The following is a 23,080-nucleotide window of genomic DNA, read 5'->3' on the forward strand; positions in this document are numbered from 1 at the left end:
GTTCAGTCAAGCAGTTGTGGCGGCAAAACCGGTGATGGGTGTGGCAGTGAGTTGAACTTCTCCAGCGAGCCGCCGACTTCGACGATGCCGCACAGCGCGTTCCACGACAGCATGGTCAGGTAGTCGATCAGCTCATCGGCGGTCATCCGCGGGTTCGACATCCAGGAGTGGGTGGCCAGCTGGACCCCGCCGACGGTGTGGAACGCCCACGCCTCGGCGCCACGGGTGTCCATGCCGACCGAGGCCATGCGGCGGCGCAGCATCACGGCCAGCATGCGGGCGATGATCTGCTCGGAATCGGCGACGGCCTTGCTCTTGCTGGCAGAGTTGTTCGCCATCACGAACGGATAGATCTCGGGCTCGGCGGCAACGGTTTCCACGTAGACCTTGATGATCTCGCGGGTCAGATCGAATCCGTCGAGGTTCGAGGACAGGGCGGCGGCCATGTTGGGGATCAGGGTGGTCTGGGCGAACCGCATCATCACGGCGGTGGTGAGGTCGTTCTTGTCGACGAAGTAGCGGTACAGCACCGTCTTGGAAACGCCGATCTCCGCGGCGATCTCGTCCATGCTGACGTTGCTGCCCTGGCGCCGGATCGCTTCGAGGGTGCCGTCTACCAGCTCGTTGCGCCGCTCCACCTTGTGCTGGTGCCAGCGCCGTTTGCGTCCATCGGTCTTCACCGTCACCGGCGGAGTCTGCTGTGCCACTGTCGCAGTAGTCCCATTCCCTAGTTCCACTTGATACTACGGCGAATCTGCGGATACCGGCTTGAGGGTCAGGCCGTCAGTCGCGGCGATAGCGCAAGATGGAAAGGTGGCACATCGAACCGACGCCGGAGTCCGCGCGCATGCGGGCCCGCGGCAAAGTTTTGCCGAAACGCTGGCCGGCGCGGACAGCGCTGCCGACGCCGAACGCCAACGGGGTTTGCGGCGGATGAAGCTGGTGGCGCTGAGCTTCCTGGTCGGCGCCACAGTGATCTTCCTTCTGTGCACCTGGGCTCAGTCGCGGGGCGCGGCCGGGTGGGTCGGGTACGTGCGTGCGGCGGCCGAGGCCGGCATGGTCGGCGCGCTTGCCGACTGGTTCGCGGTGACCGCGCTGTTCAAGCATCCGTTGGGCCTGCCGATCCCGCACACGGCCATCATCAAGCGCAAGAAGGACCAGCTGGGCGAGGGTCTGGGCACGTTCGTCCGGGAGAACTTCATGTCTCCCGAGGTGATCGCCACCAAACTGCACGACGCCCAGGTCGCGGGCCGGCTAGGCAAGTGGCTGTGCGACCGTCCGCATGCCGAGCGGGTGGCCGCCGAGGCGTCGACCGTGCTGCGGGTCGGGGTCGAGATGCTGCGCGACGAGGACGTCCAGCACGTGTTGGACCGGATGATCGTCAAGCGCATCGCCGAGCCCAAATGGGGACCGCCGATCGGCCGCGTGCTCTCCACTCTGCTGCAGGAGGGCCGGCAGGAAGCGCTGATCCAGCTGTTGTGCGACCGGGCGTTCCAATGGTCGCTGAACTCCGGCGAGGTGATCGAGCGGGTGATCGAGCGGGATTCGCCGACCTGGTCGCCGCGCTGGGTGGACCACCTGGTCGGAGAGCGGATCCATCGGGAGCTGATGGACTTCACCGACAAGGTGCGGCGCAACCCCGACCACGAGCTGCGCCGCTCGGCCACCCGGTTCCTGTTCGAGTTCGCCGACGACCTGCAGAACGACGAGGCGACGATTCAGCGCGCCGAGAACGTCAAGGACCAGATCATGGGCCGCGACGAGGTGACGCGGGCGGCCGAGACCGCGTGGGCGGCGGCCAAGCGGATCATCCTGGAATCGGTCGACGACCCGTCCTCGGCGCTGCGCACCCGGATCGCCGACTCGGTGATGCGCATCGGGGAGTCCCTGCGTGACGATGCCGAGCTGCGCGACAAGGTCGACAGCTGGATCATCCGAGGGGCGAAACACCTGGTCGCGGAGTATGGGACCGAGATCACAGCAATCATCACCGAGACCATCGAACGCTGGGATGCCGACGAGGCGAGCCGCCGGATCGAGCTCCATGTGGGCCGTGACCTGCAATTTATCCGGATCAACGGCACGGTGGTGGGATCGCTGGCGGGCCTGATCATCTATTCGGTAGCCCAACTACTCTTCTGACCTGCGCTAACTAGTGCTTGCAAAAGTTAGCACCCCGTCGTAGCGTGAATTTCGTCGTTAACGGATACACGGCCTACGAGGGGAATGACATGGCGCAAGACGAAAATCTCGCCGCTGTCGTCTCCAACGCTGCGCAGGACATCGGAAGCTTCATCCGGGCCCAGCGCGAGGCGGCGCAGGTATCGGTTCGGCAGTTGGCCGAGAAGGCCGGCGTCAGCAATCCCTACCTGAGCCAGATCGAACGGGGATTGCGGAAACCCTCCGCCGACGTGCTCAACCAGATCGCGAAGGCACTTCGGGTGTCCGCGGAAGTCCTCTATGTGCGCGCCGGGATCTTGGAGCCCAGCGAGCCCAGCGAGGTCCGCGACGCCATCGTCAACGACGTGGGGATCACCGAGCGGCAGAAGCAGGTGCTGCTCGATATCTACACATCGTTCCGGCAGCAGAACGAAGCCGAAGCAGGTGAGGAGCAGACATCTGATCCGACTGACTGACACCTCACCAACTGACCGATAACCCATTCGCACGAAAAGCCATCCTGAGAAAGGAATTCGCATGACCGAGAAGACTCAGCCCACCATCGAAGACCTCAAGGCCCCGCTGCTGGCCGCCGTCGGCGCTGCCGACCTGGCCCTGGCCACGGTCAACGAGATCGTCGCCAGCCTGCGTGAGCGTGCCGAGGGCGCGCGCACCGACGCCGAGGCCCGCGTCGAGGAGAGCCGCGCCCGCCTGAACAAGCTGCAGGAAGAGCTGCCGGCCCAGTTCGGTGAGCTGCGCGAGAAGCTGAACTCCGACGAGCTGCGCAAGGCCGCCGAGGGCTACGCCGATCAGGCCACCGCGACCTACAACAAGCTGGTCGAGCGCGGCGAGGCCGCGTTGGAGCGCCTGCGCAACCAGCCGGCCATCGAAGAGGCCGCCAGCCGGGTCGAGGGCTACACCGACCAGGTTTCCGAGCTGACCCAGGAGGCCCTGGGCACCGTGGCGACCCAGACCCGCGCGGTCGGCGAGCGCGCCGCCAAGCTGGTCGGCGTCGAGCTGCCGAAGAAGGCCGAGAAGGCCGAGGCCCCCGCTGCTGCCCCCGCCAAGAAGGCCGCCCCGGCCAAGAAGGCCCCGGCTGCTCCGGCCAAGAAGGCTGCCACCCCGGCCGCCAAGAAGACCACGGCCGCTCCGGCCAAGAAGGTCACCCAGAAGTAATACGGTGTCGATCGGCGGGGCGTGAGCCCCGTCGGTCGACGCTGACGATGAGGCCCGCATAGGCTGGTGAGGTGCAACTTGCCAACCTTGCGGGCCTCATTATTTCCGTGCTCGGTTACGTGGTCGTTCTCGTGACCGTGTACGCCTTCGTACATGCGGCTATGCAGCGCCCGGACGCCTATACGGCCACCGGCAAACTCACCAAGCCGGTATGGCTGGCCATCCTGGGTGTGAGCGCGGTGCTGACGCTGCTGGTGGGTGGTGTATTCATCCCTGTCATCGCGGCCTGCGCCACCGGTGTGTACCTCGTCGACGTGCGGCCCAAGCTGCTCGAAATCCAGGGAAAGTCGCACTGACCTGATGCGCTCGTCACTGGCCGCGCTCGGCGCGGCTTGTCTCGCGCTGGGCGCGGCATTGGCCTCGGTCCCCGTTGCTGCCGCCGACCCGGCTGCCGACCACATCTACGTCGACCACGTCGAATGGGCCAAATGGGGTGACCTGTCGAGCCTGCGCGTCTATCCGACTGACGCTGCCCGGGAGCTGGCCCGTCAGCCGGGCAACGTCGCGCAGGGCGACCAGGCCTGGGCCGAGGTACTGGCCCTGTCGCCGGATGCCGACCTGCCCGGGATGCGTGAGCAGTTCGTGTGTCACTGGACGTTCGCCGAACTCACCGAACCCGGCAAGTCCAGCTGGAACCTTGAGCCGTGGCGGCCCGAGGTCGCCCCCGAGGTGATGCTGGCCAGCGGATGCAATCCCGGCGGCAGTGAGGAACCGTTCTGATGGGCACGCTGCACCCGCGCCGAGGCGGCTGAGCGCGGGAAAACTCAGAGCTTGTCGAAGCAGGGATCGTCGGCCGGTTTCGGCATCGACGCGTCCTTCGTCGAGAACTTCGCCACCACGCCGCTGTCGGTGACCTGCACGCTGTCGGCGTGGATCCCCATCGGATAGTTCTCGGTCAGCTGGGAAGTGAACTTGTCCAGGATCGGCTGCAGCGTCTCCCGCGGCCACGACAGTCCGATCGCGCTCAGGTCGACGATCTGCATCGAGATGCCCTTGTTGACCACGGTGGGCTTGGCGGTGATGGTGCCGAGCAGGCCCTTGAGCTCGATCGTCCCGTTCGACGGGTTGGTCTTCACATCCGAGATGGCCGAGCCGATGAACGGCAGCTGGACCATGTCGGCCACCGTCTGGCGGATGCCGTCGGTGCCCCAGGTGATGTCGGCGACCAGCGAGCCCACGGTGCCGCTGGAATCGGCGGTCTCCTGGATGCGCACGTCCTCGATGCCGAGCTTCACCTGCATGCCCTTGGCTTCGCGGATCTGGTTGCCCGCGGTCTCGATGTTGATGTTGGTGTAGTGCCCGCTCACGTGCTGCATCAGGAATGGCGGCAGCGGGTCGAACGAGGCCTTCGCGCCGTCCTGCACGATGCATTCGACGATCGAGGCGACGATCTTGTCGGCCCGGCTGCGGGCGTACAGCTCACCGCCGAGCACACCGGCGGCCACCAGGGCCACCACGATCACGAAGACCAGCACCACCGACAACGGATCCGACAGCAGCTTCTTGACCTTCGCCAGTGCCGACGTGCCCTCCGGGCCCTGCGGCTGGGGAGCTGCGGGCGCCGGTTCATTGACCTGACCCGGCTGAGCCGTCGGGGGCTGCGGAGGCAGCTCCTGGGTAGGCGATGGCGGGGACTGGTCGGTTGGGCGAGCCCAGGGATCGGTCACCCCAGCGATTGTGCCTTACCGAACTGAGCGAACTGTGAGCGGTTCTGCAGTACTGCGATGGTGTCCCGGACCTGGTTGGCGGCATCGAGGTCGACGTCGAAGACCAGCAACTCCGGCTCGGCGCCGGCCGCGGCGAGAACCTCACCGGTGGGGGAGGCGATCACACTGCCACCGACGCCGGTCGGCCCGACTTTGGCGATCTCGTCGCCCGGATACGCCTGGTCCACCGCGGCGATGAACCCGGTGGTGTCCAGCGCCCGGGCCCGGGCCAACAGGGTCCACTGCTCCAGCTTGCCTGGCCCGGACCCCCACGAGGCATGCACGGTGATCAGCTGGGCGCCGCGGCGGGCGAGCTCCACGTAGAGCTCGGGGAACCGGATGTCGTAGCAGGTGCTCAGGCCGACCGTGACCCCGTCGACCGTGATGGTCACCGGATCGAAACCCGGTGCCACAGTGCGTGATTCGGCGAATCCGAACGCGTCGTACAGGTGGATCTTGTGGTAGTGCGCATCGACGCCGGGGCCGGTCGCGATCAGGGTGTTGGTGACCCGCCCGTCGTCACTGGGGACGAACATCCCGGCCACCACGACCACCCCGGCCCGCGCGGCGATCTCGCGCACCGCCGTCGCCCACGGCCCGTCGAGGTTCTCGGCGACGGGACCCAGCGGCACCCCGAAGCGGCACATCGTGGCCTCGGGGAACAACACCAACCGGGCGCCGTCCGCGGCGGCGCGCCGGGTGTACTCGTCGACCAGTGCGAGATTCGACGACGGGTCCGTGTCGGTGGCGATCTGCGCCAGGGCAATTCGCATGCGGCTCAGCTTAGTGGCGCGATGGTCGACCAGGGCACCGTCAACACCCCGTCACGCAGGCGTCGGCGTGGCGCGGCGACCGGCCACCCCTCGGTGCGCAACAACTCCACCATGGCTCGCCAGCGCACCCGCGGTCCGAATACGCCGTGGCCGGCCGCGCTGGCCCACGCCCGGTCGGCGGCGCCGAGCAGCGCGTGGATCGGCTGACCTTCGACGTTGTTGTGGATCAGCACCTTGGGCAGCCGTTCCGCCAGATCCGACGGGCGCTCGATGCTGAACGGGTCACACGCCAGGGTCAGGGTCACCGGCCCGTCCGCGTCCAACAGCACCCAGCAGCATCGGCGGCCCAGCTCGTCGCAGGTTCCGTCGACGATCAGCCCGCCGGGCGCGAGCCGGCGTGACATCGTCGCCCAGGCATCCGGCACCGCCTCGACCGGATACTGACGCAGCACGTTGAACGCCCGCACCAGCACGGGGCGCAGCCCGGCCAACTCGAACCCGCCGAGGGCGAAGTGCACGTCGCTGACACCGGACATCGCGCGGGCGGTGGCCACGCGTTCCGGGTGGATCTCCAGGCCGACGACCCGCACGTCGGCACGCACCGACTGCAGCCGCGCGGCCAGTTCGAGCGTGGTCACCGGCAGCGCGCCGTACCCGAGGTCGACCACCAGCGGGTCGGTCGCGGCCCGCAACACACTGCGCACCCGCGGCGAGTGCACCAGCCAACGGTCACTGCGGCGCAGCCGGTTGTACCCGGTGGTGCCCCGGGTGACCGCGCCGACGGGTCTAGACGTGCTCGGCGATCCACTCAGCGGTGAACGCCCCCTCGATGGTGAAAACCTCGTTGACGGACTGCAGGACCATGTCTTCGAGCTTGCCCCCGACCAGGGGCATCGGCACCTTGCACGTGCTGTCGACCTCGAGCCGGCTGCCCGCGGACGCCCCGGTGAGCACGTAGCGGCCGTCGAGCCGGCCCGGGACGTGCGAAACCGACGCGGTGTAATGGCCTTTCGCGCCCTGCGGGTCGAAGGGGCCGAAAATCTGCCTGCGGGTGATCGCCATGTCGAGCGGTATCACCGAACGCAGGAGGGCGGGCAACTCCTCGCGCGGCAGCACCTGCCGGAACTCGACCTCGATCCCGCTCCCGTCGGAGCTGAACGCCGTGATGTCGGATTTCCCGGGCGTGAGGTCGTCGTATCGGTCCATCAGGGCCTGCCAGTAATCGCCGTTCGCGAACACGGCATACATCGTCTCGGCGGGTGCGTCGTACTTCAACGTCGACTGCCGGCTTCGGCTCATGGCTACCGACCGTACCGCCGGATTCAGCTGTGATCGGTGATCCACCCCGAGGTGAATCGTTGTTCGGCGGTCAACAGGTCGACCAGCTGCGAGCCGATGAAGCTCTCGATCTTGCCGCCGACCAGCGGCACCCTCACCTCGACCGTGATGTGCACCGACAAGCGGCATCCGGCGTCGGTCCCGGTCAGTGTCGCGGACCCGGACAGCGACACCGGTGCCCCTGAGATGGAGCCCTGGACGGTGCCGCGGGATGCGTCGTCACGGATCGGCTGCCAGTGCTCCTCGCGGCGGATCTTCAGATCGCCGCGGTGGAACTGTGACACCAGCCCGGGCAGCCGGTTTGCGTGCAGGATCTGCGTGGTGACCGCTTTGATCTCGCCGTCGCCGGACACGGTCAGGGCGTCGAGAGTGGCTTCGTCGGCCCCTGAATCGGCCAGCCGGGCCAACCAATACTGTTCGTCAGCGAATGCCCGGTGGACCTGTTCGACGCCGGCTTCGTAATCGGTGGCCATGTCGAATGATCGCGGCATAGCTGGTCACGCTACCGTTACGGGCCGTGGTCAGTTCGTATGTTGCCGGGGTCGCGGTCGCCGAGTCGGTTGCGCTGGCCCCGCTGACCACGCTGCGCGTCGGTCCGGTGGCTCGGAGGGTGCTGACCTGCACCAGTACCGATCAGCTCATCGATGTGCTGCGCGCGGTCGCCGATCCGATCCTGGTGCTGGCCGGCGGATCCAACGTGGTGCTGGCCGACGATCTCTCCGAGACGATGCCCGACCTGACCGTGGTGCGCGTGGCCAACACCGCGATCACGGTCGAGGGCAACCTGCTGCGCGCCGAGGCCGGTGCGGTGTTCGACGACGTCGTCGTCGAGTCCCTCAATCATGGGCTGGGCGGGCTCGAATGTCTGTCCGGGATACCGGGATCGGCCGGGGCCACCCCGGTGCAGAACGTGGGTGCCTACGGCGCCGAGGTCGCCGACACCATCAGCCGGGTGCGCTTGCTCGACCGGGGCACGGGTGAAGTCCGTTGGGCCGCACCGGAAGAACTCAAGTTCGGCTACCGCACCAGCATCCTCAAACACTCCGATGCCGTCATCGTGCTCGAAGTCGAGTTCGCCCTGGAAGCGGATGGGGCCCCGGGCCGCAGAAGCGCACCGCTGCGGTACCGCGAACTGGCCACCGCGCTGGGAGTGGAACCCGGGGAGCGGGCCGACCCGATGCGTGTTCGCCAGACCGTGCTGCAGTTGCGTTCCGGCAAAGGGATGGTGCTCGACGCCGATGACCACGACACCTGGAGCGTCGGGTCGTTCTTCACCAATCCCGTGGTGTCGCAGGCCGAGTTCGAGCGGGTGCAGGCCACGTTCGAGGCGGGCCGGGACGGAGCGGCGGGAGCGGTGCCGCATTACCCGGCACCCGACGGGGTCAAGCTCGCGGCAGGCTGGCTCGTCGAGCACGCCGGCTTCGGTAAGGGCTACCCCGGTGAGGGGGCTCCGGCGCGGCTTTCCACCAAGCATGCGCTGGCTCTGACCAATCGTGGCGAGGCGAACACTGCCGATGTGATTGCCCTGGCCAGAGCGGTGCAGGCGGGGGTTTTGGACCGCTTCGGGATCATGCTGCACCCAGAACCGATTCTGATTGGGTGCGATCTATCAGTACCCTAGATCCACGTGAGCCCTGGCGGTGATATAGAGGCGGATGCGCCGTTGTTCAATCGGCGGCGTGCCCTGACGGTGTTGACCGTCGGAATGGGAGCCGGACTGCTGGCTGCCTGCTCGGGAAAATCGCCCGTCTCGGCACCTGAGGCCGCCGGGCCTGCGGCGCCGACGGTTACCTACGAGCCTGCCGCCGACTCCGATGACGTGCTGCCGACGGCGCCGGTCGGTGTCAAGGTCGAGAACGGCGTGTTCCAGCGCGTCAGCCTGACCAACGCCAACGGCAAAGTCGTCGCCGGCAAATTCAACAGCGACCGCACGGCATTCACTGTCACCGAACCCCTCGGCTACGAATCCACCTACACGTGGGCGGGCGCCGTGGTGGGGCAGGACGGCAAGTCCGAATCCGTGCAGGGCAAATTCTCCACCGTCGCCCCGCAGAAACAGGTCAACGGACAGTTCCAGCTCGCCGACGGCCAGGTCGTCGGCGTTGCCGCGCCGATCATCCTGCAGTTCGATGCCGCGATCGACGACAAGTACCGGGCGACCGTCGAAAAAGCTCTTCAGGTCACGACCACCCCGCCCGTCGAGGGCAGCTGGGCATGGCTGCCCGACGAGGCCGGCGGCTCGCGCGTGCACTGGCGCACCCGGGAGTACTACCCGGCCGGAACCAAGGTCAGCGTCAAGGCGCCGCTGTACGGCGTCAGCTTCGGTGACGGCGCCTACGGTGCGGCGGACTCGACGCTCGACATCGAGATCGGCCGCCGCCAGGTCGTCAAGGCCGAGGCCTCCAGCCACCGCATCCAGGTGCTCGACGGATCCGGCGCGGTGATCATGGACTTCCCGTGCAGCTACGGCGAGGGCGACCTCGACCGCAACGTCACGCGCAGCGGCATCCACGTGGTCACCGAGAAGTACGAGGACTTCTGGATGACCAACCCGGCGGCCGGCTACAGCAATGTGCACGAACGCTTCGCGGTGCGGATCTCCAACAACGGTGAGTTCATCCACTGCAACCCCAACAGCATCGGTTCGCAGGGCAACACCAACGTGACCAACGGTTGCATCAACCTGAACCTGGAGAACTCGCAGCAGTACTTCAACAGCGCGATGTACGGCGACCCCGTCGAGGTGACGGGGACCCGGATCCAGCTGTCCTACGCCGACGGCGACCTCTGGGACTGGGCGGTGGACTGGAGCGAGTGGAAGTCCATGTCCGCGCTGTCCTCGGAGGATTCGCCGTCGAATCTGCCGGCCAGCGCGCCGGCGACGCCGACCGACGCGCCCACCCTGTCCGGCACGCCGACGACCACGACGCCGCCGAAGCCCACCCCGGGCGGCTGAGCCTTTACGGGCATCCGTCCCGCCATCTGTCGCCGTTTTCGACACAAGGGTCGTGGCCATTGAAGAAGTGCAGCCGTGACGTCGAAATCGGCGAGCCGCGGATGCCGGGGAAGCCCTCGGCGCATCACACCTGACGGTTGCGGGGCTAGTCGTTCAACCTCCGGTTACCGGGCTAGTCGTTCAACCTCCGGTTGAAGCGGGACCCTGGGGCCCCGCTGACCTGGTCACGAGGCCTGACCACGATCAGGTCCAGATCGACGTGAGACGGGCGTGAGGCGACGAAACCGATCACCTCGGCGATGTCCTCGGCCACCAGCGGGGTAACCCCCTCATAGACCTTCTCGGCTCGCTCCTCGTCCCCGTCGAAGCGGTTCAGTGAGAAGTCGGTCTGCACCATCCCGGGCGCAACTTCGGTGAGCCGCACGGGTTTTCCGAGCAATTCGCTGCGCAGGGTGCGGTGCAAGACGCCCTGGGCGTGCTTGGCCGAGGTGTAGCCCGCCCCGTTGTCATAGATCTCGACAGCGGCGATCGAGGTGACGGTGATGATCAGCCCGTCGCCGGAGTCGATGAGCTTGGGCAGCAGCGCGCGGGTGACGCGCAGGGTGCCCAGCACGTTGGACTCCCACATCCAGCGCCAGTGGTCGATCTCGGCCTCGGCTACCGGCTCCAGCCCGCGGGCGCCGCCGGCGTTGTTCACCAGCACATCCACCCGGTCCAACTGGGCCGCCAAGGCGTCGACCGAGGCCTGGTCGGTGACGTCCGCCACAATCGCGGTCCCGCCGATCTCGTCGGCCAGCGCCTGGACCCGATCGGCCCGGCGGGCCGCGCAGACCACGTGAAAGCCCAGGGCGGCAAGGGATCTGGCGGTCGCAGCACCGATCCCGGCGCTGGCGCCGGTGACCACTGCGACCCTTTTTTCTGACTGTGATGTCGTCACATGACCAACATTAGATGGCGTGCTAAGTTCTTCGTGTGTCCGGAAACCTCCAGTCCCGCTTCGTGCGGCGTGCGTGTTGTTGTTGCGCACCCCGCCGCGCCTGACTGAACCCGGACACCGTTTCACGTCCTGCTGAGTCGCCAGGTGTGGTCTTCACCCACCAGCCGACAATCAGTAAGGACCATTCACGTGACCACCGCCATCGCCGCTCCCCGCCGCACTTCCGCCCGTTCCGCTGCCGTCTCCTCGAACGGCGCCTCCACGCGGACCGCCCGGTCGCTGTCCGCCGCCTCGCGCTACCCGCAGTCGCGGCTGCTGCACATCGTCGCCCCGTCGCTGAAGGTGCCTGACGCCGCCGCCGCGTCGGTCTTCAGTGCCGTCCGCTCCCGCGGGCCCATCGCCCGGGACGCCATCGCGCAGCTCACGCAGTTGAGCATCGCGACCGTCAACCGTCAGGTCACCGCCCTGCTCGACGCCGGAATCCTGCGTGAGCGTGCGGATCTCGCGGTCTCCGGGGCCATCGGACGGCCCCGGGTGCCCGTCGAGGTCAACCACGAGCCCTACCTCACGCTCGGCATCCACATCGGTGCGCGCACCACGAGCATCGTGGCCACCGACCTGTTCGGTCGCACGCTCGACGTGGTCGAGACCCCGACCCCGTTGGGTCCCCAGTCCGCGGCGTTGGCCACCTTGGCTGCCAGCGCCCGCCGGTACCTGAGCCGCTGGCACCGTCGTCGCCCGCTGTGGGTCGGCGTCGCCGCAGGTGGCGTCGTCGACAGCGCCACCGGATACCTCGATCACCCGCGGCTGGGCTGGGCCGATGCCCCGGTGGGCCCGGTGCTCGCCGAAGCGCTGGCGCTGCCCGTGTCGGTGGCTTCGCACGTGGATGCGATGGCCGGTGCCGAACTGCTATTGGGGGGACGCCGTTCCTCCCCGGAGGCCGCCGGGGCTCCGGCCCGGACCAGCCTCTATGTCTATGCCCGCGAGACCGTCGGCTATGCGCTCTCGATCGATGGCCGGGTGCACTCGCCGGCAAGCGGTCCCGGCACCATCGCCGGACTGCCTGCACAATCCGAATTGCTCGGCGGATCAGGGCAATTGGAGTCCACCGTGAGTGACGAGGCGGTCCTCAACGCGGCCCGCAGACTGCGGATCATCCCGGCCGAAGGTCCGTCCTCGACGCTGCCCGCGGTGCTTCGCGCAGCCCGGCAGGGTAACGAGAAGGCGGTCGAGCTGCTGGCCGACCGGGCCCGCGTGCTCGGCGAGGCCGTCGCGCTCCTGCGCGATCTGCTCAACCCCGACGATCTGGTGCTCGGGGGCCAGGCCTTCACCGAATACCCCGAAGGCATGCCCGTCGTGGAGGACGCCGTCACGCGCCGCTCGGTGCTGGGGCCCCGCGACATCCGGCTGACGGCCTTCGGTAACCGGGTTCAGGAGGCCAGTGCCGGCATCGTTTCGCTTGGCGGTCTCTACGCGGATCCGATCGGCGCCATGCGGCGTGCCCAAACCCGCCGGTCGGCGAGCGGGGCCGGCATAGCCGCGGTGTAGACATAGAGGTGTGCGTCTAGCGTCAGACCTCGAGCTTCCTCGCCGCGTTGCGGTGATTTCCGTACACACTTCGCCGCTGGCGCAGCCGGGCACCGGTGATGCCGGCGGGATGAATGTCTACGTGCTGCAGACTGCGTTGCAGCTGGCCCGTCGTGGCGTCGAGGTGGAGGTTTTCACCAGGGCCACCTCCTCGTCGGACGCCCCGGTGGTGCCGGTGGCGCCGGGGGTGTTGGTGCGCAATGTGGTGGCCGGGCCGTTCGAGGGCCTGGACAAGTACGACCTGCCCACGCAGCTGTGCGCGTTCACCGCGGGGGTGTTGCGCGCCGAGGCGACGCACGAGCCCGGCTATTACGACGTCGTCCACTCGCACTACTGGCTGTCCGGTCAGGTCGGCTGGCTGGCCCGGGACCGCTGGGCGGTGCCGCTCGTGCACACCGCGCACACCCTGGCCGCGGTGAAGAACGCCGCTCTGGCCGCCGGTGATTCGCCCGAGCCGCCGCTGCGCGCGGTGGGGGAGCAGCAGGTGGTCGACGAGGCTGACCGCCTCATCGTCAACACCGAACATGAAGCGCAGCAACTGGTTTCGCTGCACCACGCCGATCCGGGACGGATCGATGTGGTGCATCCCGGGGTTGACCTGGATGCCTTCACCCCGGGTGATCGCGACGCGGCGCGGGCAGTCCTGGGCATTGCGTCCCACGAGCAGGTGGTGGCGTTCGTGGGCCGGATCCAGCCGCTCAAGGCGCCCGACGTGCTGTTGCGGGCCGCCGCCAAACTGCCCGGGGTCCGGGTGCTGGTCGCCGGCGGGCCGTCGGGCAGTGGCCTGGCCGAACCCGACACCCTGGTTCGTCTTGCCGACGAACTGGGTATCACCGACCGCGTGACGTTCCTGCCCCCGCAGTCCCGCGAACAGTTGGTCAACGTGTACCGCGCCGCCGATCTGGTCGCGGTGCCCAGCTACTCCGAGTCGTTCGGCCTGGTCGCGATCGAGGCCCAGGCCTGCGGGACGCCCGTGGTGGCGGCCGCGGTCGGCGGCCTGCCGGTCGCGGTGGCCGACGGGGTCAGCGGCGCCCTGGTCGACGGACACGACGTCGACGACTGGGCGGCCGCCATCGACGGCGTGCTGCAGCGCGATCCGGGTCCGTTGCGCGTGGCTGCCGCGGCCCACGCCGCACAGTTCTCCTGGGCGCACACCGTCGACGCCCTGCTGAACAGCTATGCCCATGCCATGAGTGACTACCGGTCCCGACACCGCAGGCCGTCTGGTCGGCGTCCGGGGCGCCGGTTCGCGCTGCGCCGTGGGGTGCGGGCCCTATGAGCGACGTCGTAAAGACCATCACCGACAGCCTCGACGAGCACGAGCTGGTCTACCACCATCACGAGGGCGCACGCGGCGGCCTGCCCGGCATCGTCGTCGAGTTGCCGGGGGAACGGAAGCTCAAGACCAACACCATCCTGAGCATCGGCGAGCATTCGGTGCGCGTCGAGGCGTTCGTGTGCCGCAAGCCCGACGAGAACTTCGAGGGCGTCTACCGGTTCCTGCTCAAGCGCAACCGCAGGCTCTACGGCGTCGCCTACACCCTCGACAACGTCGGCGACATCTACCTCGTCGGCCGGATGTCGCTGGAGTCGGTCAGCGCCGACGAGATCGACCGCGTGCTCGGCCAGGTGCTCGAGGCCGTCGACTCCGACTTCAACACCTTGCTGGAGCTGGGTTTCCGCTCCTCCATCCAGAAAGAGTGGGAGTGGCGGGTGTCGCGCGGTGAGTCGCTGAAGAACTTGGAAGCGTTCGAGCACCTCATCGACGACTGAGTGCTCGTGAGAAGATCACACGGCCCGCACGCGAGGAGGAAGACTAACCCATGCCGACGCTGATCCTGCTCCGCCACGGTGAGAGCGACTGGAACCAGAAGAACCTGTTCACGGGATGGGTCGACGTCGACCTCACCGACAAGGGCCGCACCGAGGCCGTCCGCGGCGGCCAGCTGTTGGTCGAGAACGACGTGCTGCCCGACGTGGTCTACACCTCGCTGCTGCGTCGCGCGATCACCACGGCCAACCTGGCACTGGACGCCGCTGACCGGCACTGGATCCCCGTGCACCGCGACTGGCGGCTCAATGAGCGGCACTACGGCGCGCTGCAGGGCCTGGACAAGGCTGCGACCAAGGAAAAGTACGGCGAAGAGCAGTTCATGGCGTGGCGGCGCAGTTACGACACCCCGCCGCCGGCCATCGAGAAGGGCAGCGAGTTCAGCCAGGACGCCGACCCGCGCTACGCCGACATCGGTGGCGGCCCGCTGACCGAATGCCTCAAGGACGTCGTCACCCGGTTCGTGCCGTACTACGAGGCGACGATCGTGCCCGACCTCAAGGCCGGCAAGACCGTCCTGATCGCCGCCCACGGAAACTCGCTGCGTGCGCTGGTCAAGTACCTCGACGGAATGTCCGACGAGGAGGTCGTCGGCCTGAACATCCCGACCGGCATCCCGCTGCGCTACGACCTCGACGAGAACCTCAAGCCCCTGGTCGCAGGTGGTCAGTACCTCGACCCCGAGGCAGCCGCCGCCGGTGCCGCCGCCGTCGCCGCGCAGGGTGCCAAGAAATAGTTCGCTGGACACGCAGGCTTGCGGGCAAACAGCAGGTTACCGAGGGTTAACGACAGCCGAACTCCTGTATTTGTCGGTGTGACTTGTCCCGTTTTGGCCGCACGCTGCTGGGATGACGTTCACCGTGTGCGTACGATTTTCGCGTGAGCTTGGTGTCGGCGTTACTGCTGACGGCGGTCGTGTCGTTGCTCGCGCTGATCGTCGGTGCGGGGGTGGCCGCCGTGGTCGCCCCCCGCATCGTGGCCAAGCGGCAGCAGCGCGAGGCTGATCAGGCAGGCCTGACGGTGTCGCAGATGCTGCAGCACATCGTGTCTGCAGCGCCCAACGGCATCGTCGTGGTCGACACGTTCAACGACGTCGTCTACGCCAACGACCGTGCGACCGAACTCGGTGTCGTGCGGGACCGCCTGCTCGACGACCGGGCGTGGCGCGCAGCCGAGCAGGTGTTCGCCACCGGCCAGCCCATCGACGTCGATCTGTCGCCCCGCAAGCTCCCGCACCCCGGGCGGTCGGGCATCTCGGTGCGCGGCTGGGTGCGGCCGCTGAGCAGTGAGGACCGCCGCTTCGCGGTCGTCTACGCCGACGACCAGTCCGAGCACGCCCGGATGGAAGCCACGCGGCGCGACTTCGTCGCCAATGTCAGCCACGAGCTCAAGACCCCGGTGGGGGCCATGCGGGTGCTCGCGGAGGCGCTCCAGGCCTCCGCTGACGACCCCGACATGGTGCGCCGCTTCTCCGACAAGATGGTGGCCGAATCGCTGCGGCTGGCCGACATGGTGGGCGAGCTGATCGAACTGTCCCGGCTGCAGGGCGCCGAGCGCCTGCCCGATCTGGGGGCCGTCGACGTCGACACCGTGGTGTCCGAGGCGCTGTCGCGGCACAAGGTGGCCGCCGACAAGGCCGACATATCGATCACCACCGATGCCGCGACCGGCTACCGGGTGCTGGGGGACCAGACCTTGCTCGTGACGGCCATTGCCAATCTGGTGTCCAATGCAATTGCGTACTCGCCCAACGGATCCGGCATTTCGGTGAGCCGGCGCCGGCGGGGCGGCAGCGTCGAGATCGCGGTCACCGACCGCGGTATCGGAATCGCCAAGGCCGATCAGGAACGGGTCTTCGAGCGGTTCTTCCGGGTCGACAAGGCCCGGTCGCGCGCCACCGGCGGTACCGGGCTGGGCCTGGCGATCGTCAAACATGTGGCCGCGAACCACAACGGAACCATCCGGCTGTGGAGTCAGCCGGGCACCGGGTCGACATTCACTTTGTCGATTCCGGCCTATCCCGAAACCGATGAGTCCACAGGTGACTCAGACGACCGAGAGGATTAGCGAGACCGATGACCAGCGTGTTGATCGTTGAGGACGAGGAGTCGCTGGCCGATCCCCTGGCATTCCTGCTCCGCAAGGAAGGCTTCGAGGCCACCGTGGTGGCCGATGGTCCCTCTGCACTGGCCGAGTTCGAGCGTTCCGGCGCCGATATCGTCCTGCTGGACCTGATGCTGCCGGGGATGAGCGGTACCGATGTCTGTAAGCAACTGCGTGCCCGGTCCAGCGTGCCGGTGATCATGGTCACCGCACGGGACAGTGAGATCGACAAGGTCGTCGGCCTCGAGTTGGGTGCCGATGACTATGTCACCAAGCCGTATTCGGCCCGCGAGCTGATCGCGCGGATCCGGGCGGTGCTGCGGCGTGGCTCCGACACCGACGACAGCGCGATCGGTGACGGCGTGCTGGAAGCCGGCCCGGTCCGGATGGATGTGGAACGCCACGTCGTGAGCGTCAACGGCGAGCAGATCACGTTGCCGCTCAAGGAGTTCGACCTCCTGGAATACCTGATGCGCAACAGTGGCCGGGTGCTCACCCGCGGCCAGCTCATCGACCGGGTGTGGGGCGCCGACTACGTAGGTGACACCAAAACCCTTGACGTGCATGTCAAGCGGCTGCGGTCCAAGATCGAGTCCGATCCGGCCAACCCCGTGCACCTCGTCACGGTGCGAGGCCTCGGCTACAAGCTGGAGGGCTGAGTTCTCACTCGGTGTGCTCGGCGGCGCGGGTCGCCGGATGCACGGCGACCAGGCCCAGCGCGCTGCGCCGCCGGCACATCGCGGCCAACTCGGCGTAGGCCTTCTCGCCGAGCACCGCGGTGAGCTCGGGGGCGTAGGACTCGAACACCGGGCGGGCGCCGACGTGGGCGGCGGGGTCACCGGTGCAGTACCAGTGCAGGTCCGCACCGCCCTCGCCCCAGCCGCGCCGGTCGTACTCGGTGATGACGGTGCGCAGGACCTGGGTGTCATCGGGCCGGGTGATCCATTCCTGGCTGCGCCGGATCGGCAACTGCCAGCACACGTCGGGCTTCATGGTCAGCGGCTCGACCCCGAGCTTGAGGGCCTTGCTGTGCAGCGCGCATCCGATGCCGCCGGGAAAGCCCGGGCGGTTCAGGAAGATGCACGCCCCCTTGTACTTCCGGGTCCGCAGGTTCGGCTTGCCGTCGTACTCGTCGTCCTCCAGGAAGCCCTTGCGGCCCAGGCCCTTGTCCCGGAACTGCCAGTCCTCGTCGGTCAGCTGTTTGACCGCGTCATCGAGCCGGGCCCGGTCGTCGTCGTCAGAAAGGAATGCGCCATGCGAGCAGCAGCCGTCGTCCGGGCGGCCCTCGACGGTGCCCTTGCAGGCCGGTGTGCCGAACACACACGTCCAGCGGGACAGCAACCACGTCATATCGGCCGCGATCAGATGGGTCGCGTCCTCCGGGTCATAGAACTCCACCCATTCGCGGGCAAAGTCGAGTTCGACTTCGCCGGGATGCACATCTGTCACGGCGCAAACGGTACCCCTATATGGCGGAACGCATTTCCCAACCGCAGGACGACGCACGGTGGGAAGTCCCACAGCCCGGGCAGGCCCATCTCGGGGGTTGCGGGAGGTCCGGCCACGAAGCGCTGGTCGGCTGCGGTTAGGTTGGTGCAGTGCGGTTAGGCGTGCTCGATGTCGGGAGCAACACGGTTCATCTCCTTGTGGTGGATGCACGCCGTGGCGGACACCCGACCCCGATGAGCTCCACCAAGGCAGCGTTGCGACTCGCCGAGGCCATCGACAGCTCCGGCAAACTGACCCGCAAGGGTGCCGACAGCCTGGTGGCCACCGTTGACGAGTTCGCCAAGATTGCCACCAGCTCGGGTTGTGCCGAATTGATGGCGTTTGCCACCTCTGCGGTGCGCGACGCCACCAACTCCGAGGAGGTGCTGGCCAGGGTGCGGGCCGAGACCGGGGTTTCCCTCGGCGTGCTGAGCGGGGTCGACGAATCCCGCCTGACGTTCCTGGCGGTGCGCCGCTGGTACGGCTGGAGCGCGGGCCGCATCATCAACATCGATATCGGCGGTGGCTCGCTGGAACTGTCCAGCGGGGTCGACGAAGAGCCGGAGGTGGCGCTCTCGCTGCCCCTGGGAGCAGGCCGGTTGACCAGGGAGTGGTTGGCCGAAGACCCTCCTGGGCGGCGCCGGGTCGCGATGCTGCGGGACTGGCTGGCCACCGAGCTCGCCGATGCCGGCACCACCATGCGGCGCTCCGGCAACCCGGACCTCGCGGTGGCGACGTCGAAGACCTTCCGATCGCTGGCCCGGCTCACCGGGGCGGCCCCCTCAGGTGCAGGCCCGCGGGTGAAGCGGACCCTCACCGCGGCTGGATTAAGACAGCTCATAGCTTTCATCTCTAGGATGACAGCGGCTGACCGTGCCGAACTGGAAGGGGTGAGTGCCGAGAGGGCACCACAGATCGTGGCCGGTGCTTTGGTAGCTGAGGCTAGTATGCGAGCACTGGAGATCGATTCCGTCGACATTTGCCCCTGGGCGTTGCGGGAGGGGTTGATTCTGCGGAAACTCGACAGCGAGGCCGACGGCACAGCCTTGGTAGAGACGTCGGCGCGGGACGCCGGTCGTTAAGGAAAAGCTAGCCCCAAAGGCAACATAGGTATGACAGGACCAGAGAACAGCCCATCCGGCACCCGACCGATCTCGGTCGCCGAGTTGCTGGCAAAGAACGGGACGATCGGGGCACCCCCGGTCGGCGGTCGCCGTCGGCGCCGGCGCGGTAACAGCGACTCGGTGACGGTCGCCGAACTCACCGGCGAGATCCCGATCATCACCGATGACATGGAGCCCGAACCCCTCGACGAGTCGGTTCCCGCGCCTGATCCACTGGTCGACACCGCCGTCGTGGCCCCGATCCGCGATGAACCCCGCGAAACACGCGAAACACGCGAGCCCCGCGAACAACCGCGGGACGAGCCGCGGGTCCGCAACGGCGGCCCCCGGCCCCCTCGGGTACCTCGGGTCAAGCCGCCCAGGCCGGTGGAGCCCGAAGAGGTGCGCACCGAGGCCGAGGACGACTACGACGCGCACCTGGCGGCACGTGACGCCGACCCGGAGCCGATCGAATTCCGGCCACGTCCGCGCCGCGCGCAGCCCAAGACGCCGGCACGCGACTACCGGCCGTCGGGTACCGGCGCCGAGCGGATGAGCCCCGACCCGCTCTACGACCTCGGCGCGGACGACGCCGCAGAGCCGGCCGACGCGCTGGTGGAGGCCGACGCGCATGACCTCGATGTGGACTCCGTCGACGACACCGGCTACGACGACTACGCGGGTGACGACTACGACGACGAATACGGCGATCGTTCCTACGCTTCGCTCGGCCCGTTGTTCGGCGGCGGGTCCGTCGCCGACGAGCAGGCCCGCCGCCCCCGTGGCCGCGACGAGGTCGATCTCGAACACGACGGAGACCTGTCCGAGGGCACCGGCACGGCCGGCGATTTCGATGAGCACGACGAATTCGACGACGAGCAGCCGCCCGCGTCCCCGATGGTCCGCGGAATGTGGATCGTCGGTCAGTGCGTGATCGCGGTGGCCTTCGGGGCCGGCCTGTTCGTCGCCTTCGATCAGCTGTGGAAGTGGAACACCATCGTCGCGCTGGTGCTCGGGGTGCTGGTCATCCTCGGCCTGGCCGGTGGCGTGCGGGTGGTCCGCAAGACCGAGGACATCGGCAGCACGCTGACCGCGGTGGCGGTAGGGGCCCTGGTGACGTTCGGACCGCTGGCGCTGCTGCAGGCGAGTTAGCGCCTGCGCACGCGAGGAGTGAAGCAGCCTCAGTACACAATTGGGTTGTGCGCCCCGCCATCAAGATCGGTCTGTCCACCGCCTCGGTCTATCCGCTGAGGACGGAGGCGGCCTTCGAGTACGCCGCCCGTCTCGGCTACGACGGTGTCGAGCTGATGGTGTGGGCGGAATCGGTCAGCCAGGATATCGACACGATCGCGAAGATGTCGGCGCACTATGGCGTGCCGGTGTTGTCGGTGCATGCGCCGTGCCTGCTGATCTCGCAGCGGGTGTGGGGTGCCAACCCGATCCCGAAACTGGAACGCAGCGTGCGGGCCGCCGAACAACTGGGCGCGCAGACCGTCGTGGTGCATCCGCCGTTCCGCTGGCAGCGACGCTATGCCGAGGGGTTCAGCGACCAGGTCGCCCAACTGGAGGCCGACAGCGAGGTCCTGGTGGCGGTGGAGAACATGTTCCCGTTCCGGGCCGACCGGTTCTTCGGGGCGGGCGGTACCTCGGTGGAGCGGATGCGCAAGCGCGGCGGCCGGCCGGGCCCCGGCATCTCCGCCTTTGCGCCGTCCTACGACCCGCTGGACGGCAATCACGCGCACTACACACTCGATCTGAGCCACACCGCGACGGCGGGCACCGACGCGATGGACATGGCCCGGCGCATGGGCGACGGCCTGGTGCACCTGCATCTGTGTGACGGCAAGGGCGCCTCCACCGACGAGCATCTGGTTCCGGGCCGCGGCACCCAGCCCACCGCCGAGGTGTGCCAGCTCCTGGCCGCGGGCAATTTCTCCGGCCATGTCGTCCTCGAGGTCACCACGTCGGCGGCGCGGACGGCCACCGAACGCGAGGCGCTGCTGACCGAGTCGTTGCAGTTCGCCCGTACGCACCTGTTGCGCTGAACCCGATTCCGCCTACCCCAGTAGAGGACGCACATGACTGGTTCCACCCTGTTCACCGATGCCATGGAGCTCACGGCCGCCGGCGACGGCGTCTATCACGGTGAGCTCAACGAGCATTGGACGATCGGGCCCAAGGTGCACGGCGGCGCCATGCTCGCGCTGTGTGCCAACGCCGCCCGCACCGAGCTGGGCACGTCCGCGCAACCCCTCGCGGTCTCGGGAAACTACCTGTGGGCGCCGGATCCCGGTCCGATGCAGGTGATCACCACGGTCCGCAAGCGGGGCCGCCGGATCGGTCTGGTGGACGTCGAACTCCGGCAGGGCGAGCGCACGGCGGTGACGGTGGCGGTGACCCTCGGCGAGCCCGAGCATCATGTGCCGCCGCTGCTGTCGTTCAACCCCGTGGTGCCGCTGATGACGCCAGAACCGCCGCCCGGGCTGGAGCCGATCGGACCGGGGCATCCGATGGAGCACGTCGTGCACCTGGCGCACGGCTGTGACATCCGCCCGGCGCTGCACACCATGGGGCCGCGCACCGACGGCGGGCCGCCGGTCTTCGAGTACTGGGTGCGGCCGAAGGGTGTCGCTCCGGACGTCCTGTTCGCGCTCCTGTGCGGCGATGTGTCGGCTCCGGTGACATTCGCCGTGGAACGCACCGGTTGGGCGCCCACGGTCCAGCTGACGGCCTATCTGCGGTCCTTGCCGGCCGACGGCTGGCTGCGCGTGATGTGTACCTCGGTGCAGATCGGCCAGGACTGGTTCGACGAGGACCACATCGTGGTCGACTGCGAGGGCCGCATCATCGTGCAGACGCGTCAGCTGGCGATGGTCCCCGCGCCGGGCTGACGGCGCTGACGCGCGGACATGGAATGCTGTCGCCCATGTCGAGAATCGCGATCATCGGCGGCGGAAGCATGGGCGAGGCGCTGCTGTCGGGGCTGTTACGGGCTGGTAGGCAGGTCAAGGACCTGGTGGTTGCGGAGAAATATCCGGACCGGGCCAAGTACCTGTCGGAGAAGTACTCGGTGCTGGTGACCTCTGTCGCCGATGCCGCCGACAACGCCGCCTACGTGGTGATCGCGGTGAAGCCGACCGATGTCGCGAGTGCGATCGACGAGATCGCCGATGCGGCGGCCCGCGCCGATTCCGACACCGCCGAGCAGGTGTTCGTCAGCATCGCGGCCGGCGTCAGCACGTCGTACTACGAGAACAAGCTGCCGGCCGGGTCGCCGGTGATCCGGGTGATGCCGAACTCGCCGATCGTGGTCGGAGGCGGGGTGAGCGCTCTGGCGGCGGGCCGGTTTGCCACTGCCGAGCAGCTCAAGGAGGTCTCGTCGATCTTCGATGCGGTCGGTGGCGTGCTCACCGTGAACGAGTCGCAGCTGGACGCGGTGACTGCGGTGTCCGGGTCGGGGCCGGCGTACTTTTTCCTGATGGTCGAGGCGCTGGTCGATGCGGGCGTGGAATCGGGTCTGTCGCGCGCGGTGGCCACCGATCTGGCGGTCCAGACGATGGCGGGCTCGGCGGCGATGCTGCTCGAACGTCTCGATGAGGTGAACGCGGCCGGAGGCGCTGCGCTGGACACGACGCCCGCGCGACTGCGGGCAATGGTGACCTCGCCGGCCGGTACCACCGCCGCTGGACTGCGGGAACTGGAGCGCGGGGGACTGCGGGGTGCGGTCTCCAACGCCGTTCAGGCCGCGAAAACGCGCTCTGAGCAGCTCGGAATTACATCTGAGTAATTAGATTAATTCCAACTGATTAGCCCACACCCGTCGCAGTAACCCCACCCGCCACGCTATTCTCCCTTTGTATGC

At 67.9% G+C, this 23,080-nt stretch carries 26 protein-coding genes; 18 read left to right on the top strand and 8 right to left on the bottom strand.

Going from position 1 to position 23,080, the window contains the following annotated elements:
* Nucleotides 1-2 precede the first annotated feature (2 nt).
* On the bottom strand, nucleotides 3-707 hold the full coding sequence (locus AC4LGL_RS20455; RefSeq protein ID WP_055110487.1) for a TetR/AcrR family transcriptional regulator: 705 nt from the start codon (nucleotides 705-707) through the stop codon (nucleotides 3-5).
* 106 nt (nucleotides 708-813) lie between these two features.
* On the opposite strand from AC4LGL_RS20455, the gene AC4LGL_RS20460 reads away from it, so the two are divergent.
* From AC4LGL_RS20460 to AC4LGL_RS20480, 5 genes are all read left to right on the top strand, one after another.
* Nucleotides 814-2,142, top strand: a complete 1,329-nt coding sequence (locus tag AC4LGL_RS20460) for a DUF445 domain-containing protein (protein WP_491840375.1) — start codon at nucleotides 814-816, stop codon at nucleotides 2,140-2,142.
* Nucleotides 2,143-2,231: 89 nt separating this feature from the next.
* Complete coding sequence (locus tag AC4LGL_RS20465) at nucleotides 2,232-2,636, top strand: helix-turn-helix domain-containing protein (protein ID WP_055110485.1); 405 nt, start codon at nucleotides 2,232-2,234, stop codon at nucleotides 2,634-2,636.
* Nucleotides 2,637-2,697: 61 nt separating this feature from the next.
* Nucleotides 2,698-3,336 carry a heparin-binding hemagglutinin gene (locus AC4LGL_RS20470; protein ID WP_491840376.1) on the top strand — a complete coding sequence of 213 codons (639 nt, stop codon included), beginning with the start codon at nucleotides 2,698-2,700 and terminating at the stop codon, nucleotides 3,334-3,336.
* A 71-nt stretch (nucleotides 3,337-3,407) separates the two neighbouring features.
* A complete protein-coding gene (locus tag AC4LGL_RS20475; protein WP_055110484.1) occupies nucleotides 3,408-3,692 on the top strand; it encodes a DUF2516 family protein in 285 nt (94 codons plus the stop codon).
* 4 nt (nucleotides 3,693-3,696) lie between these two features.
* Nucleotides 3,697-4,116: a DUF2599 domain-containing protein gene (locus tag AC4LGL_RS20480; protein WP_491840377.1), complete on the top strand. Its 420-nt coding sequence runs from the start codon at nucleotides 3,697-3,699 to the stop codon at nucleotides 4,114-4,116.
* A 44-nt stretch (nucleotides 4,117-4,160) separates the two neighbouring features.
* Here AC4LGL_RS20480 and AC4LGL_RS20485 read toward each other — a convergent pair whose 3' ends face one another.
* From AC4LGL_RS20485 to AC4LGL_RS20505, 5 genes are read right to left on the bottom strand one after another with little or no spacing between them, the layout of a single operon-like run.
* Nucleotides 4,161-5,063, bottom strand: coding sequence for an LmeA family phospholipid-binding protein (locus AC4LGL_RS20485; RefSeq protein WP_491840378.1), 903 nt, complete (start codon nucleotides 5,061-5,063; stop codon nucleotides 4,161-4,163).
* Nucleotides 5,060-5,875, bottom strand: a complete 816-nt coding sequence (locus AC4LGL_RS20490) for a carbon-nitrogen hydrolase family protein (protein ID WP_491840379.1) — start codon at nucleotides 5,873-5,875, stop codon at nucleotides 5,060-5,062. The genes AC4LGL_RS20485 and AC4LGL_RS20490 overlap by 4 nt, the downstream gene beginning before the upstream one ends.
* A gap of 5 nt (nucleotides 5,876-5,880) precedes the next feature.
* Complete coding sequence (locus AC4LGL_RS20495) at nucleotides 5,881-6,687, bottom strand: class I SAM-dependent methyltransferase (RefSeq protein ID WP_491840426.1); 807 nt, start codon at nucleotides 6,685-6,687, stop codon at nucleotides 5,881-5,883.
* Nucleotides 6,662-7,174, bottom strand: coding sequence for a DUF2505 domain-containing protein (locus tag AC4LGL_RS20500; protein ID WP_491840380.1), 513 nt, complete (start codon nucleotides 7,172-7,174; stop codon nucleotides 6,662-6,664). Before AC4LGL_RS20500 ends, AC4LGL_RS20495 begins: the two co-directional genes overlap by 26 nt.
* 23 nt (nucleotides 7,175-7,197) lie before the next feature.
* Nucleotides 7,198-7,704: a DUF2505 domain-containing protein gene (locus AC4LGL_RS20505; protein WP_491840381.1), complete on the bottom strand. Its 507-nt coding sequence runs from the start codon at nucleotides 7,702-7,704 to the stop codon at nucleotides 7,198-7,200.
* A 26-nt stretch (nucleotides 7,705-7,730) separates the two neighbouring features.
* On the opposite strand from AC4LGL_RS20505, the gene AC4LGL_RS20510 reads away from it, so the two are divergent.
* Nucleotides 7,731-8,834 carry a UDP-N-acetylmuramate dehydrogenase gene (locus AC4LGL_RS20510; protein WP_491840382.1) on the top strand — a complete coding sequence of 368 codons (1,104 nt, stop codon included), beginning with the start codon at nucleotides 7,731-7,733 and terminating at the stop codon, nucleotides 8,832-8,834.
* 6 nt (nucleotides 8,835-8,840) lie between these two features.
* Nucleotides 8,841-10,169, top strand: a complete 1,329-nt coding sequence (locus tag AC4LGL_RS20515; RefSeq protein ID WP_491840383.1) for a L,D-transpeptidase — start codon at nucleotides 8,841-8,843, stop codon at nucleotides 10,167-10,169.
* A 172-nt stretch (nucleotides 10,170-10,341) separates the two neighbouring features.
* Here AC4LGL_RS20515 and AC4LGL_RS20520 read toward each other — a convergent pair whose 3' ends face one another.
* The gene (locus AC4LGL_RS20520; RefSeq protein WP_491840384.1) at nucleotides 10,342-11,106 is read right to left on the bottom strand and encodes an SDR family oxidoreductase; all 765 of its coding nucleotides are present in this window, start codon (nucleotides 11,104-11,106) and stop codon (nucleotides 10,342-10,344) included.
* A gap of 189 nt (nucleotides 11,107-11,295) precedes the next feature.
* Between AC4LGL_RS20520 and AC4LGL_RS20525 the strand changes: the two genes are divergently transcribed.
* The 6 genes from AC4LGL_RS20525 (at nucleotide 11,296) to regX (ending at nucleotide 17,286) form a co-directional block, all read left to right on the top strand.
* Nucleotides 11,296-12,654, top strand: coding sequence for an ROK family protein (locus tag AC4LGL_RS20525; protein WP_491840385.1), 1,359 nt, complete (start codon nucleotides 11,296-11,298; stop codon nucleotides 12,652-12,654).
* Nucleotides 12,655-12,664: 10 nt separating this feature from the next.
* Nucleotides 12,665-13,972, top strand: a complete 1,308-nt coding sequence (mshA, locus tag AC4LGL_RS20530) for a D-inositol-3-phosphate glycosyltransferase (RefSeq protein ID WP_491840386.1) — start codon at nucleotides 12,665-12,667, stop codon at nucleotides 13,970-13,972.
* A complete protein-coding gene (locus tag AC4LGL_RS20535) occupies nucleotides 13,969-14,466 on the top strand; it encodes a type III secretion system chaperone family protein (protein WP_491840387.1) in 498 nt (165 codons plus the stop codon). Before mshA ends, AC4LGL_RS20535 begins: the two co-directional genes overlap by 4 nt.
* A gap of 50 nt (nucleotides 14,467-14,516) precedes the next feature.
* The gene (locus AC4LGL_RS20540) at nucleotides 14,517-15,260 is read left to right on the top strand and encodes a phosphoglyceromutase (protein WP_491840388.1); all 744 of its coding nucleotides are present in this window, start codon (nucleotides 14,517-14,519) and stop codon (nucleotides 15,258-15,260) included.
* A gap of 143 nt (nucleotides 15,261-15,403) precedes the next feature.
* Complete coding sequence (locus AC4LGL_RS20545; protein WP_064957086.1) at nucleotides 15,404-16,591, top strand: sensor histidine kinase; 1,188 nt, start codon at nucleotides 15,404-15,406, stop codon at nucleotides 16,589-16,591.
* An 8-nt stretch (nucleotides 16,592-16,599) separates the two neighbouring features.
* Nucleotides 16,600-17,286: a two-component sensory transduction protein RegX gene (regX, locus tag AC4LGL_RS20550; protein ID WP_055110471.1), complete on the top strand. Its 687-nt coding sequence runs from the start codon at nucleotides 16,600-16,602 to the stop codon at nucleotides 17,284-17,286.
* Between the two features lie 4 nt (nucleotides 17,287-17,290).
* Here regX and AC4LGL_RS20555 read toward each other — a convergent pair whose 3' ends face one another.
* On the bottom strand, nucleotides 17,291-18,076 hold the full coding sequence (locus AC4LGL_RS20555; RefSeq protein ID WP_064957085.1) for a DUF3109 family protein: 786 nt from the start codon (nucleotides 18,074-18,076) through the stop codon (nucleotides 17,291-17,293).
* Nucleotides 18,077-18,225: 149 nt separating this feature from the next.
* On the opposite strand from AC4LGL_RS20555, the gene AC4LGL_RS20560 reads away from it, so the two are divergent.
* The 5 genes from AC4LGL_RS20560 to proC are packed head-to-tail and all read left to right on the top strand — an operon-like array spanning nucleotide 18,226 to nucleotide 23,005.
* Nucleotides 18,226-19,197, top strand: coding sequence for a Ppx/GppA family phosphatase (locus AC4LGL_RS20560; protein ID WP_064937749.1), 972 nt, complete (start codon nucleotides 18,226-18,228; stop codon nucleotides 19,195-19,197).
* A 30-nt stretch (nucleotides 19,198-19,227) separates the two neighbouring features.
* Nucleotides 19,228-20,370 (top strand): Rv0497 family membrane protein, encoded by a 1,143-nt coding sequence (locus AC4LGL_RS20565; protein WP_491840389.1) that lies wholly within the window; start codon nucleotides 19,228-19,230, stop codon nucleotides 20,368-20,370.
* Between the two features lie 47 nt (nucleotides 20,371-20,417).
* The gene (locus tag AC4LGL_RS20570) at nucleotides 20,418-21,263 is read left to right on the top strand and encodes a sugar phosphate isomerase/epimerase family protein (protein WP_055110467.1); all 846 of its coding nucleotides are present in this window, start codon (nucleotides 20,418-20,420) and stop codon (nucleotides 21,261-21,263) included.
* A 33-nt stretch (nucleotides 21,264-21,296) separates the two neighbouring features.
* On the top strand, nucleotides 21,297-22,109 hold the full coding sequence (locus tag AC4LGL_RS20575) for a thioesterase family protein (RefSeq protein WP_491840390.1): 813 nt from the start codon (nucleotides 21,297-21,299) through the stop codon (nucleotides 22,107-22,109).
* A gap of 35 nt (nucleotides 22,110-22,144) precedes the next feature.
* Nucleotides 22,145-23,005 (top strand): pyrroline-5-carboxylate reductase, encoded by an 861-nt coding sequence (gene proC / locus AC4LGL_RS20580; RefSeq protein ID WP_491840391.1) that lies wholly within the window; start codon nucleotides 22,145-22,147, stop codon nucleotides 23,003-23,005.
* The last annotated feature ends 75 nt before the right edge of the window (nucleotides 23,006-23,080 follow it).

This window comes from Mycolicibacterium arcueilense (assembly GCF_058536225.1).